The sequence below is a fragment of the Pseudomonas syringae genome (assembly GCF_002157375.1).
Taxonomy (GTDB): Bacteria; Pseudomonadota; Gammaproteobacteria; order Pseudomonadales; family Pseudomonadaceae; genus Aquipseudomonas; species Aquipseudomonas syringae_T.
The window spans coordinates 185302-198060 of the sequence record NZ_MTSA01000011.1; the positions used below are offsets into that span (position 1 = coordinate 185302).

At 58.2% G+C, this 12759-nt stretch carries 14 protein-coding genes; 9 read left to right on the forward strand and 5 right to left on the reverse strand.

The window, feature by feature from the left end:
- Window positions 1–3: 3 nt before the first annotated feature.
- The 3 genes from lolD (at window position 4) to queF (ending at window position 3004) form a co-directional block, all read left to right on the forward strand.
- On the forward strand, window positions 4–687 hold the full coding sequence (gene lolD / locus BW686_RS15850) for a lipoprotein-releasing ABC transporter ATP-binding protein LolD (RefSeq protein ID WP_179149284.1): 684 nt from the start codon (window positions 4–6) through the stop codon (window positions 685–687).
- Between the two features lie 92 nt (window positions 688–779).
- On the forward strand, window positions 780–2024 hold the full coding sequence (locus BW686_RS15855) for a lipoprotein-releasing ABC transporter permease subunit (RefSeq protein ID WP_084918484.1): 1245 nt from the start codon (window positions 780–782) through the stop codon (window positions 2022–2024).
- Window positions 2025–2173: 149 nt separating this feature from the next.
- A complete protein-coding gene (gene queF, locus BW686_RS15860; RefSeq protein WP_084918486.1) occupies window positions 2174–3004 on the forward strand; it encodes an NADPH-dependent 7-cyano-7-deazaguanine reductase QueF in 831 nt (276 codons plus the stop codon).
- Between the two features lie 445 nt (window positions 3005–3449).
- Here the strand turns inward: queF and BW686_RS15870 are convergent, their stop codons facing one another.
- Together BW686_RS15870 and BW686_RS15875 are read right to left on the reverse strand one after the other, a co-directional pair.
- Complete coding sequence (locus tag BW686_RS15870) at window positions 3450–3719, reverse strand: DUF4404 family protein (RefSeq protein WP_084918488.1); 270 nt, start codon at window positions 3717–3719, stop codon at window positions 3450–3452.
- Window positions 3720–3821: 102 nt separating this feature from the next.
- On the reverse strand, window positions 3822–4430 hold the full coding sequence (locus BW686_RS15875; protein WP_084918492.1) for a phosphatase: 609 nt from the start codon (window positions 4428–4430) through the stop codon (window positions 3822–3824).
- Between the two features lie 198 nt (window positions 4431–4628).
- Between BW686_RS15875 and BW686_RS15880 the strand changes: the two genes are divergently transcribed.
- Window positions 4629–5330, forward strand: coding sequence for an MlaA family lipoprotein (locus tag BW686_RS15880; RefSeq protein WP_084918494.1), 702 nt, complete (start codon window positions 4629–4631; stop codon window positions 5328–5330).
- An 87-nt stretch (window positions 5331–5417) separates the two neighbouring features.
- Here BW686_RS15880 and BW686_RS15885 read toward each other — a convergent pair whose 3' ends face one another.
- Window positions 5418–5717, reverse strand: coding sequence for a PilZ domain-containing protein (locus tag BW686_RS15885; protein WP_084918496.1), 300 nt, complete (start codon window positions 5715–5717; stop codon window positions 5418–5420).
- A gap of 268 nt (window positions 5718–5985) precedes the next feature.
- Between BW686_RS15885 and rssB the strand changes: the two genes are divergently transcribed.
- Together rssB and rssC are read left to right on the forward strand one after the other, a co-directional pair.
- Window positions 5986–7170, forward strand: coding sequence for a two-component system response regulator RssB (gene rssB, locus BW686_RS15890; RefSeq protein ID WP_084918498.1), 1185 nt, complete (start codon window positions 5986–5988; stop codon window positions 7168–7170).
- Window positions 7167–7652 (forward strand): anti-sigma factor antagonist RssC, encoded by a 486-nt coding sequence (rssC, locus tag BW686_RS15895; protein ID WP_002552898.1) that lies wholly within the window; start codon window positions 7167–7169, stop codon window positions 7650–7652. The genes rssB and rssC overlap by 4 nt, the downstream gene beginning before the upstream one ends.
- A 78-nt stretch (window positions 7653–7730) precedes the next feature.
- Here the strand turns inward: rssC and tal are convergent, their stop codons facing one another.
- Both tal and BW686_RS15905 read right to left on the reverse strand, forming a co-directional pair.
- Window positions 7731–8669, reverse strand: a complete 939-nt coding sequence (tal, locus tag BW686_RS15900; protein ID WP_084918501.1) for a transaldolase — start codon at window positions 8667–8669, stop codon at window positions 7731–7733.
- Window positions 8670–8983: 314 nt separating this feature from the next.
- Window positions 8984–10054, reverse strand: coding sequence for an alpha/beta fold hydrolase (locus BW686_RS15905; RefSeq protein ID WP_084918504.1), 1071 nt, complete (start codon window positions 10052–10054; stop codon window positions 8984–8986).
- 452 nt (window positions 10055–10506) lie between these two features.
- On the opposite strand from BW686_RS15905, the gene BW686_RS15910 reads away from it, so the two are divergent.
- The 3 genes from BW686_RS15910 to BW686_RS15920 all read left to right on the forward strand — a co-directional run bounded on the left by BW686_RS15910 (window position 10507) and on the right by BW686_RS15920 (window position 12664).
- Window positions 10507–11760 (forward strand): M20/M25/M40 family metallo-hydrolase, encoded by a 1254-nt coding sequence (locus BW686_RS15910; protein WP_084918507.1) that lies wholly within the window; start codon window positions 10507–10509, stop codon window positions 11758–11760.
- A 139-nt stretch (window positions 11761–11899) separates the two neighbouring features.
- The gene (locus tag BW686_RS15915; protein WP_084918510.1) at window positions 11900–12346 is read left to right on the forward strand and encodes a S24 family peptidase; all 447 of its coding nucleotides are present in this window, start codon (window positions 11900–11902) and stop codon (window positions 12344–12346) included.
- A 78-nt stretch (window positions 12347–12424) separates the two neighbouring features.
- Window positions 12425–12664, forward strand: a complete 240-nt coding sequence (locus tag BW686_RS15920) for a hypothetical protein (RefSeq protein ID WP_084918513.1) — start codon at window positions 12425–12427, stop codon at window positions 12662–12664.
- Window positions 12665–12759 lie beyond the last annotated feature (95 nt).

The window sequence follows — 12759 nt, forward strand, 5'->3', positions numbered from 1 at the left end:
GGCATGTCTGATAAAGCAGTATTGAGTTGCCGGAACCTGGGTAAATCCTACGAGGAAGGCCCTGAATCGGTTGTGGTGTTGTCCGGCCTGCAACTGGAATTGCACCCTGGCGAGCGCGTTGCGATTGTCGGTACATCGGGTTCGGGTAAAAGCACGTTGCTGAACCTGCTGGGCGGGCTGGACACGCCGTCCGAAGGCAGTGTGTGGCTGGCTGGCGAAGAATTGTCGGCGCTTGGCGAGAAGGCCCGCGGTCTGCTGCGTAACCGCGCACTGGGCTTCGTCTACCAGTTCCATCATTTGCTGCCCGAGTTCACCGCGCTTGAGAACGTCTGCATGCCGCTGCTGATTGGCCGTACGGCCATTCCCGAAGCACGCCAGCGCGCGACGGCCTTGCTGGAGCGCGTCGGCCTCGGCCATCGCCTGGCCCACAAGCCTTCGGAACTGTCCGGTGGCGAGCGTCAGCGGGTGGCCATTGCCCGTGCGCTGATCAATCAGCCCGGTCTGGTCATGCTTGACGAGCCTACCGGCAACCTTGACCACCACACGGCCCAAGGCATTCAGGACCTGATGCGTGAGCTGAGCACGTCGTCGCGTACTGCGTTTCTGATCGTGACCCACGACATGAGCCTCGCCAGACAGATGGACCGAGTCCTGCGCCTGGAAGGCGGGCGTCTGGTCGAAGCCTGATTCATCCGGTCCGGCGCAAGTCATCGCGCCGTGTCCTGCACCTGCTTTAAGGTGCTCTTTTTTACGATGCGTTTTTTCACGGTGCTTCGCGAATGTTCAGACCGTTACCCATCTTCATCGGCATGCGCTATACCCGCGCCAAACGCCGCAAAAGCTTCATTTCGTTCATTTCGATGACGTCGATGATCGGGCTGGCACTGGGCGTGCTGGCGATGATTGTGGTGTTGTCGGTCATGAACGGTTTCCAGCGAGAAATGAGCTCACGGATTCTGGGCATGGTGCCGCACGCGGTGATTGCCGGTAACACGCCAGTGGATGACTGGAAGCCATTGGCTGCCGCCGCGCTGAAAAACCCGGAAGTCACCGCCGCCGTACCGTTCACCGACATGGAAGGCATGCTTTCCTACAAAGGTTCGATGCAGCCGATCCAGATCAGCGGTGTCGATCCGGCGCTGGAGCATGAAGTTTCCATCGTGACTCAGCACATCACCCGGGGCAGTCTCGCCGACCTGAAACCGGGCGAGTTCGGTGTGGTACTGGGTGATCTCACCGCGCGTCGTTTTCGCCTGACGATTGGCGACAAGCTGACCCTGATCGTGCCCGAAGTCAGCAGCGCGCCCGGCGGCATCACGCCGCGCATGCAGCGTCTGACCGTGGTCGGTATCTTCAAGGTGGGCGCTGAACTGGACGGGTCGATGGGCTTGATCAACATCGCCGACGCCGCGCAGATGCAACGCTGGCAGCCCGATCAGGTGCAAGGTGTGCGTTTGGCGCTGAAGGATCTTTACAAGGCCCCTCAAGTGTCCACCGCCATCGCCGCCGGACTGGGTGACGGCTATCACGCCGATGACTGGACCCACACCCAAGGCAGCCTGTTCAGCGCCATGAAAATGGAAAAGACCATGATCGGTCTGCTGTTGCTGATGATCGTCGCGGTGGCGGCGTTCAACATCATTGCCACGCTGATCATGGTGGTCAATGACAAGGGCGCGGACATCGCCATCCTTCGCACCATCGGCGCCACGCCGCGACAGATCATGGCGATCTTCATGGTTCAGGGCACGGTCATCGGCATCGTCGGCACGCTGATCGGCGGGGTTCTCGGCATCATTGCCGCCTTGAACGTCAGCAGTCTGGTGGGCTGGATCGAACGAGTGAGCGGCCAGCACATTTTCAGTTCCGATGTTTACTTCATCAGCAACTTGCCTTCCGAATTGCAGGGCGGCGATGTGCTGCTGATCTGCAGTGCCGGGTTCATTCTGAGTTTCCTCGCCACGGTCTACCCGGCCTGGCGTGCTGCGCAAATCCAGCCTGCGCACGCGCTGCGTTATGAGTAACAGGCAGCACGTCACTCGATAGCCCATCCTCACGCCTCGCGGCACCGCATAGCGGCCCGCGATGGCGCACGGCCTGACGCGTATTTTCGCTGAAAGCCCGCTACAAACCCTATAAACTCGCCGCGTTAATTCATGATCCAGGTATCGCCATGCATCCCGCAGCCGAACACTCGCCGCTGGGCAAGTCCAGTGAGTACATTGCCACCTATACGCCGTCCCTGTTGTTCCCGATCCCGCGCGCTGCAAAATGGGCCGAGCTGGGGCTGACGGCGCAGACGCTGCCGTACCAGGGTGTCGATTTCTGGAACTGCTACGAGCTGTCCTGGCTGTTGCCGGCCGGCAAGCCGGTGGTTGCGATTGCCGAGTTCAGCATTCCGGCCGACTCGCCAAACATCATCGAGTCGAAGTCGTTCAAGCTGTATCTCAACTCGCTGAACCAGACGGCGTTCGATAATGCTGCCGAAGTGCAGGCTACTCTGGAACGGGATCTTTCAGCCGCTGCGGGCAAGCCGGTTGGCGTGCGTATTCGCAGCCTGGCCGAGATTGAAAGGGAAGGTGTTGCGACGTTGCCGGGTGTTTGCATCGATGATCTGGATATCACGGTCAGCAGCTACGACCGACCGCAGCCTGAATTACTGCGTTGCGAAGCCTCGCAAGTGATCGAAGAAAGTGTGTACAGCCATCTGCTCAAATCCAATTGCCCGGTCACCAGCCAGCCCGATTGGGGCAGCGTGGTCGTCGAATACCGCGGTGCAGCGCTGGATCACGCCAGCCTGCTGGCGTACATCGTCAGCTTCCGTCAGCACTCCGATTTCCACGAGCAGTGCGTTGAAAGAATCTTTCTCGACCTGCAGCGCCTGCTCAAGCCGGAAAGACTGACGGTCTACGCCCGCTATGTGCGCCGTGGCGGTCTGGACATCAACCCGTACCGCAGCACTGAAACGCTCAACGTGGATAATCGCAGGCTGGCGCGGCAGTAGGCTCGTCACTCGATGTGCTGGCATGTGTTGAGTGTCGCTCTGTGTCACGTCGTTGTTGCTAATACAGCGTCATGCCTTGCTCATGGTCACTGCACATAAGAGTCCTTTTATCGCGATGGCACTGACGACGCAGATTGCGACGTAAGTGACGGCTGAGTCCTGATACGGATCCGGGGGATGCTCGGCAGGACGCCGAGCAAGCTGCACCGGGCCAAGGATGGCCCGTTGCAGCGACCCCCCGATCCGTGTCAGGACGAAGGAACCCGACGAAGTCGGGCCGGAAACGGAGCTAAGGGCTTTGCTCACTTTGGCCCCTCAAAGTGAGTCGCCGAGGGGCGAAAAGGTGCCTTGAGCCGTGAACAGGCATCACTGACATCGCAGAGTCGCTGTATAAGGCGGACCGCCAAAACGGCGGAACACAACCGAGTGAGCGATACACTCCCGATCAAACCCCGATATTGCCCAGCGTCTGCACGATGTTGCGCAACGTACCGGCAATACCCGGATGCTCCAGCTCAAAACGCTCGACGGCCAGATTCACGCCGTCGGCCAGGCTGCTGTCCTGTTCGTGAGTGGCGTGTTCAAGCTGAATTTTAGTTTCAATTTGTTGCATGAGTTCGTGCAGGTTGTTCTGCTCGGACTCCGAAAGCGGCGGGTTATGCTCAAGTTGCTCGCGCAGCGTGTTGAGTTGTTCTTGAAGTTCGCGGGCCGGCATGACGTGCTCCTTATTGATAAGTCTGTTTCATGGACTTCGCCGAAAGGCTAAAGGTCCGTGATGTAGCAAGACTAATCCAGTCGGCACATCTCTTCATGTGTATCAGGGTTTTTCGCCTTTACTGCGCCGCAAGGCGATGTCTGCCAGGCAGGACTCCAGTTCGCCCAAGTGGTCAATGACTGAATGCACGCCCAGTGCATAGAGCTTGAGCGTGGCCCTGGCACGTCGCTGTTCGCGTTCGGCATCGCTCAGCGCCTGCCACTGCGTGGGGGAAAGCCCGCACAATGGTCCGCAGGAAGCCAGACCGATTGTCCACAACCCGGCATTCAGGCCGGACTGCAACAGGCGCGGATCGCCGCTGATCAACACGCAACCGTCCAGATGGCTGACTTTCAAGGCCATCAGCGCCATCCAGCAGGCATCCGGTGCAGGCCATCCGGCGTTCGGGCGCGGGGCAGGGATGACCCAGTCGCTCACGGGCGCAGCAAGCGTCTTGCTCAGGGCATCGGGCAGTTCTTCGATCCAGGCGCACGGCATTCCCTTGTCACGTAATGACTGCAGGACTTGCTTGGCCCCAGGCGTGAGCTGAGCGTGTTCATGATCGGGCGCGTGAGCATCGGCCGCCTTGGCACCGAAATCCACCAGGCAGCCGCTGAGGCCGAAAAGCAGGGCGGGGAAGGTTGGCAAAGGGCTGAGCACCGGCGCAAGCATGAGGATCTCTCTGAAATATCAAGAAACGCTACCGGTGTTGTGTGACACTTCGATGAACGTGCGATGACGCGGTTTATCCACGCCGCTTTGCTGACAGATCTGCCTTATTCGCGACAGAAGGCTTTATACTCCTCGTCTTAGCGTGTGGGGCATAGCACCCGCGTCATTATTTCGATATCTCGATCAGGAGTGTCAGTTATGCCCGTGACCGGTGCAGGCTTTACCAAACGTTTGATGCAAATGTCCCTCTGTGCTGGCATTGCGCTCGTTCCGGTGGCTGTGCAAGCCGCTGAAGACGATCCGTGGGAAGGCATCAATCGCTCCATTTTCACGTTCAACGATACCCTTGATACCTACACGCTCAAGCCGTTGGCAAAAGGTTATCAGTACATCGCACCGCAATTCGTCGAAGACGGCATACACAACTTCTTCAACAACATCGGCGATGTCGGCAACCTTGCAAACAATGTGCTCCAGGCCAAGCCTGCGGCTGCCGGTGTCGACACTGCGCGCATGATCTTCAACACCACATTCGGGCTGTTGGGCTTCATTGACGTGGGTACCCGGATGGGCCTGCAACGCAACGATGAAGACTTTGGCCAGACATTGGGCTACTGGGGTGTGCCGAGCGGCCCGTTCGTGGTCATCCCGCTGCTGGGGCCGAGTACCGTACGTGACGCCTTCGCCAAGTACCCGGACACCTACACCTCGCCGTACCGCTACATCGATCACGTACCGACCCGCAACACCGCGCTGGGCGTCAATCTGGTCGATACGCGGGCCAGTCTGTTGTCGGCCGAGCGTATGGTCAGCGGTGACCGTTACACGTTCATCCGTAACGCTTACTTGCAAAACCGTGAGTTCAAGGTCAAGGACGGGAAAGTCGAAGACGATTTTTAATCGCTCAGCGGTACATGGTTCATCCATAAAGGCGACCTCGGGTCGCCTTTATTATTGTTCAGATGTGTGAACCCGTTCCGCTTGTGGTCAGCGCATGGCGATGATCGAAAGCCCCAGCTTCTGTCCGCCGCCTTCGACATCATTCACCCAGACGACTTCGGTTTCCGCCTCAAGGCCCTTGAGTGCCGGATGGTCGGAATCGATACTCACGCTGAGCTTGTCTCCTGTCTGAAACGAGCGGGGCGCCTGTACCTGCATGCCCGAGCTGGAAAGATCAATGCAGACGGCAGGAATGACCTGCCCTGCGTGAATAAGGTTCACGTCAGCATCAACGCGCATGCGGATGTAATCCCGCTTCTCCTCGTAGTCGCGATCATTTCGACTCATGTTCAGTCCTTCGTTTTAGTTGCTGATTTGTCTGTTCTTATAACTCCCGGTGATTTGTGATGTAAAGAGCGTAAAGTGAAGGTCTGCGCATGCTTGAAACGCCAGTCGGATGGGAGTACCGTCTGCGCCTTGAAGGGCAGCTCTGAAACACGATGGGCACATTCAGTTGTGTGCGTGTTATTGCGGAGAGGCTAGAAGCGAATCCAGTAAGCGACTTCCGGTTGAACCGGGCCGCCTACGCCAACCTGATCTGGCGCCGTTTGCCCCCATGCCAAAAACCAGTGCCAAGCTGCTGATTATCGATGACGACGACGTAGTGCGCGCGAGCCTCGCCGCCTACCTGGAAGACAGTGGATTCAGCGTTCTGCAGGCCAGTAACGGTTTGCAGGGAATTCAGATGTTCGAGCAGGAAACCCCCGATCTGGTGGTCTGCGACCTGCGCATGCCGCAAATGGGCGGTCTCGAATTGATTCGTCAGGTCACTGCGGTCGCGCCGCAGACCCCGGTCATCGTCGTGTCCGGTGCCGGCGTGATGAGCGATGCGGTCGAGGCGTTGCGCCTGGGCGCTGCCGATTATCTGATCAAGCCTCTTGAAGACCTTGCAGTCCTTGAGCACTCAGTGCGCCGTGCGCTGGATCGGGCGCGTCTGCTCACCGAAAACCAGGTCTATCGCGAAAAGCTCGAAAAAGCCAATCGCGAGCTCGAAGCCAGTCTTCATCTGTTGCAGGAAGACCAGGACGCAGGCCGGCAAGTCCAGATGAACATGCTGCCCATCACGCCGTGGTCGATTGATGCGTTCAAGTTTGCGCATCAGATCATTCCTTCGCTTTATCTGTCCGGCGACTTTGTCGATTACTTCCGGGTTGATGAGCGTCGTGTTGCCTTCTACCTGGCCGATGTCTCGGGTCATGGCGCGTCGTCAGCGTTCATTACAGTGTTGCTGAAGTTCATGACCACGCGACTGTTGTTCGAGTCCAAGCGTGGCGGAACACTGCCGGAATTCAAGCCGTCGGATGTGCTGGGGCATATCAATCGCGGGCTGATCAGTTGCAAGCTGGGCAAGCATGTCACTATGGTCGGGGGTGTCATTGACGAGGAGTCGGGTAAACTGACTTACGCCGTGGGTGGTCATTTGCCACTTCCGGTGCTGTATTCCGAGGGGCAGGCGCACTATCTGGAAGGCCGTGGTCTTCCGGTCGGGCTGTTCAACGAGGCGACCTATCAGGATCACGAGATCGACCTGCCAGCGTCCTTCAGTCTGACCATGTTGTCTGATGGCATACTGGATTTGTTGCCCGGTGATACACTCAAGGAAAAAGAGGCTGTGCTTCCCGAGTTGGTGAAGACGGCTGGCGGCAGCCTGGATGGCTTGCAGCGGGTTTTTGAATTGGCAACGCTAGGGGAGATGCCGGATGATATCGCCTTGTTAGTGTTAAGCAGGAATCTTGAATGAGTACCGGTAGAATCCAGTTCGCCGAGCAGGAAGGCACCTTCGTTCTCAAGTTCGTGGGTGAAGTGCGGTTGACGCTGTGTTCGGCCCTGGATGCGACTATAGAGCGCATTTTTACCGCGTTGAATTTTTCCGCAGTGGTCATTGATCTGACCGAGACGCGCAGCATTGACAGCACCACACTTGGCTTGCTGGCCAAGCTGTCGATCCTGTCGCGTCAGAAGGTGGGCCTGTTGCCGACACTGGTGACCACTCACGAAGACATCACGCGTCTGTTGCAGTCGATGGGCTTCGATCAGGTGTTCAACATCGTTGATCGCCCTCTGCCACGGCCTGAGAGCCTGACAGACCTGCCATCGCAGGACCAGTGTGAAGAAGTGGTCAAAGCCAAGGTGCTTGAAGCGCACAAGATACTGATGGGCCTGAACGACTCGAACCGTGAGGCGTTCCATGATCTGGTCAACGCACTGGAAGGGCAACGCTAGGCGGGCCTTCTGCAGGGCAGTCTGAATTGCAGACAGCAAAAAGGGCGACACCCGCGAGGGTGTCGCCCTTTTGTGTTTTCAGAGTTTGGCGGAGAGCAGGGCTTCCAGCTTTTCCTGATCGCGAGCGAACTGACGGATACCTTCGGCCAGTTTTTCGGTGGCCATAGCGTCTTCGTTGGAGTCCCAGCGGAACTGGCTTTCGGTCAAATTCTTGACCGTGGCTGGACGTCGCTCACCTGCATTATCCGGGGTAAGTTTACGTTCCAGTCTGCCAGTGTCTTCGGCGAGCTGCTTGAGCAGGTCGGTGCTGATCGTCAGGCGGTCACAGCCTGCCAGTTGTTCGATCTGGTTCAGGTTGCGGAAACTGGCACCCATCACGACGGTTTTGAAGTCGTTGGCCTTGTAGTAATTGTAAATGCGCGTTACCGACTGCACGCCTGGGTCTTCAGCACCCGTGTAATCGGTGCCCGACGACTTTTTGTACCAGTCGTAGATGCGGCCCACGAACGGCGAGATCAGAAATACACCGGCTTCTGCACACGCGACAGCCTGAGCAAAGGAAAACAGCAACGTCAGGTTGGTCTGAATACCTTGCTTCTCGAGGTACTCGGCGGCACGGATGCCTTCCCAAGTGGCGGCAAGCTTGATAAGCACCCGGTCACGGCTAACGCCTGCCTTGTCGTAAAGCCCCATCAAGTGCTCGCTGCGTTTAATCAGCGCGTCGGTATCAAAAGACAGGCGGGCGTCCACTTCAGTGGAGACGCGGCCTGGGACGACCTTGAGAATTTCCTGGCCGATGGCAACCGCGAAGCGGTCACAGGCCAGTCCGATGTCGCCGTTGCTGCCGCTGAAGGCGTCTCTGAGCATCGGCTTGTTACTTTCGCTCGATGCCGCTTTAAGCAGCAAGGAAGGGTTGGTAGTAGCGTCCTGCGGCTTGAGGCTTTCGATAGCGCCGAAATCGCCGGTGTCGGCTACGACTGTGGTGAATTGCTTGAGTTGATCCAGCTTGGAAGTCATGAGCGTGCTCTGTCCTGTGCGGTTGGATGACATTACCCGAGCGCTGCCGCCCACTCAAGGCCGCAGCGCATAACGCATGCAGATGAAGGGCTTCAAGGTCGGCATTGTCGTGAAAACCTTGTAGAGAGTGTTTTTGAGCCCATTGCGGAGCGCTTGTTCCCTTGGTGTGAATTTAACCGCTTCAAGCCCACCACTTGGCGCGTGAAGATCGAATCCATGTCCGGCAGCCGGTTGGTGCCGGCCCGTCGCGATGCGCCCCTATCAAGGACTGCGGGTTGAATCAGGCGCAGTGAGCGACAGTCCGGCGGGTGGATTTAGCGCGCCTTTTCAGTCTCGTGCATGAACTGCCCCAGCTCCTTGCTGTAAAACTTCGCCATGCTCGTGGTGCCGTGGCCACGGGTGTCGGCACTGGCGGGGATCAGTAAGAGCCGCGCCTGCCTGAGTGCTTTCATCGACGCTTCCAGCCGTCCGGTTTCCGGTGGGTTGCGCTCATCGTCCGCCGAGTTGATGACCAGCACCGGAGCCTGAATTTTATTCAGGCCGGGGGCAGCGTTGTAGTCTGCAGAGGCTTGCCATTGGTAGATGAAGTCATTGGCGTCGGCAGTTTGCACAGCGCTGAGGCGTTCATCCACCAGCTTGTCGGCCAGGGCGCGAGTCGGTGCGGCGGCCTGATACGCCAGGTTCCCGCCACTGGTCGCGACGCTGAACATTGTGTTGGCCAGGCGCAGGGACGGCGGTTGCGCACTGTAGTTGCCCTCGTTCCAGGCTGGGTCTTGCTTGATTGACTCCACCAGCAAGCGACGCATCATCCAGTTGCGGGATGACATTTCGGTGGGTTGGGACGCCATGGGCACCAATGCGTCCATCATCTGTGGCCATGTCTGGCCCCACATCCAGGTTTGCATGCCGCCCATGGAGTTGCCGATGATCAGCCTCAGGTGCCGGACCCCCAGGCCTTCGGTGACCAACCGATACTGGGCTTGAACCAGATCCGTGTAGTTGTACGCCGGAAACCGGGTGCGCAAGCCGTCCGAGGGTTTGCTGGATTGGCCAACGCCAATGCCGTCGGTGGAAATGATGTAGTACTTGCTCGCGTCCAGCGGCTGGCCTGGACCGAACAGCTCGCCGCCAAAATCCTTGCTCAGCATATCGCTGCCTGGCCGGTAGGTGCCGTGCAGGTAGAGGATGGCGGGGTTCTTGGGATCGCCAAGGGTGATGTAGTGCAGTTTGAGGTTGGCGAGTTTTTCACCGGTATGGAAGGTGAATTGCGGAGCGATCCAGTCGCCTTCGCTCGCGGCTGGTAACGACGCGGCGCTCGCGGCGCAAATCATAAACGACAAAGACCACAACAGCCCGAGCGCAGGCAGGGATGTGAAACGTTGCATGGGAAGTATCCTGTTATTTTTGTTTTGGAGCCCATGCCCAATGGTCAACAGAGGGCAGGGGTAACCTGGCGCGCCTTTCAATGCCCTACTCGTCCGCAAGCTCGAACAGGCAGGAGCGGTTCAACTCCCCGAGATTGTGCTTGTGTCGGTCGCAGACTCCTGCAGCGCTATTTTTTCAGCACGTCATGCGTGCCAGAGAGATAATCCACGAGCGATCTGATTCTGTGAAGTTAAATTCTTTTTAACATTATTTAACAGTTGGCGAATACCGGCTTTGCCCAGGCGCAACGAAAGATGGTCCGCATTCGGCTCTATGCCGAAGAAGGCACGCGTTGGCAGCACTGTGCCGCTTTTACGGTGAAGTGGTGAGCGGCCTTTCGGTAGCGCGCTGGTGTTGAAGGTGGCATTGGATAAAGATGTGGCTTCATCTGCACTGATCCGAGGGAACCCGCATGCATCCAGGACGCTTACCCATCATCGCCGCCGCCATCGGCCTCTGCCTGTTGTCCATGAGCGCATTTGCCGACAGTTTGTCGCCTGATGAACTCCTGAAAAAGGCCCAGACTGAACAGAAACCTTACCTTGCGACGGTCAAGGCGTTGGTGGATATCGACACCGGCACGGGTCAGGCACCCGGCCTGAAAACCGTCAGCACAATGCTGGTCGACCGCCTCAAGGCATTGGGGGCCGAAGTCAGGACGACACCTGCGGAGCCTTCTGCAGGTGACAACATTGTCGGTACGTTCAAGGGCACCGGCACCCGGTCCTTTTTGCTCATGGTCCACTACGACACCGTTTTCGGGCCGGGCACCGCCGCGAAGCGTCCTTTCAGAGTCGACAACGAGCGCGCTTACGGCCCGGGCGTGGCCGACGCGAAAGGCGGCGTGGCGATGATCCTGCACTCGCTGCAACTGTTGCAGGATCAGAAAATCAACGGTTTCGGTACGCTCACCGTGCTGTTCAATCCCGATGAGGAAACCGGTTCCGGCGGTTCTAAGAAAATCATCGCCGAACTGGCCCGTCAGCACGATTACGTGTTCTCGTATGAGCCACCTGACAAAGACGCCGTCACGGTCGCGACCAACGGGATCAACGGCCTGATTCTCGACGTCAAAGGCAAGTCTTCACACGCAGGCTCCGCGCCCGAGGCAGGACGCAATGCGGCCATTGAACTGGCGCACCAGATGCTGCAACTCAAGGACCTCGGCGATCCGGCCAAGGGCACCACGGTCAACTGGACGCTCAGCAAGGCAGGGGAAAAGCGCAACATCATTCCGGCCAGCGCCTCGGCCGAGGCCGACATGCGTTATTCGGACCTGAGCGAAAGCGACCGAGTGCTTGCGGACGGCCAGCGAATCGTGAAGAACACACTGATCGACGGTACTGAAGTGACATTGCGCATGGAAAAGGGCCGTCCGCCATTGGCGAAAAATCCGGGCACTGAACAGCTGGCCAAAACGGCCCAGGCTCTCTACGGAAAAATCGACCGCACGCTTGAACCCATCGCCATGCGTTTCGGCACCGACGCAGGCTATGCCTATGTGCCGGGCAGTGCCAGGCCAGCAGTGCTGGAAACAATGGGCGTCGTGGGCGCGGGGCTGCATGCGGACGACGAATACATCGAGCTGTCGAGCATTGCGCCCAGGCTTTATCTGACCGTGGCATTGATCGAGCAATTGTCACAACCCGGTACAGCGCCGCAGTGAATATTCCCGGGGCGATGCCAGCCTTGCGCATCGCTCCGACTGACGCCATTGGTCGAAGCAGGGGCCTTCAAGATTGACCTGAAGCCGAATAAACGATTAACTGTATATGCATACAGTTAATCACAAAAGGCTCACGTTCATGAGTGTCACCTTCCTCGGCCCGCTCTCTGCACAGGGTATCCAGCTCCCGTCAGCTTCCCTGTCAGCCGTCGGTTCGCCTTCGCGAGCACCGCGTCACTCCATCGCAGCGCTGTGCGACGTCCGCGAGCCCCACGTTTATCTGGCCAGGGTCGAAGATGAGGGCATGCGAGGCGGCGGCATGTGCAGCGGTGACATGCTGGTGGTCGACCGCAGCCAGTATGCCGAACACGGTGATATCGTCGTCGCCTCACTCAATGCCAGGCAGATATGCCGCCGGTTGTACATGCGTGGCGAGGTGGTGATTCTGGAATCCGAGAACGCAGACTATCCGCCGCTTCGCGTCACTGACAACGACGACCTGATCATCCTTGGGGTCGTGACCTACAGCACCTACAGCCTGAAAAGCCTTCTTGAGGGTCGCGCTGCGCCTCCCACGGCTGGATGACCTCTCTCATTGTCTTGCAATGCCTGACGCCCCGTGATCTGCTGCCGCCCCTAAGGTTTTGACAGAGAAATTGAACGCATGCAGGAACAACTTGATCAACTCAGGCTACCCAAACCTGTACAAGGGGAAATCAGCGATCTGGTGAGGGCGCTTGAAGCCGTTAGCACCCAAGCCGATCTGAAAATCGAGGCCGCGTTGCAGATCGAATATATCTATGGGCTGGAGGCCTCCAGAAAACTGCGTCCTGCCGATGCCGAGAAGCTTTACATCATTTTTGACGATGCGGTTCAGGCTCGTTTGCAGGCACTTTCCGACTAGACTCGGAGAAATACTTTGCCGCCCTGGCTGCGGAAAAGCGCACTCAACAACATGCACCCTCCCTCAAGACCGGGACCGGTGCTTGACCTAGGCCA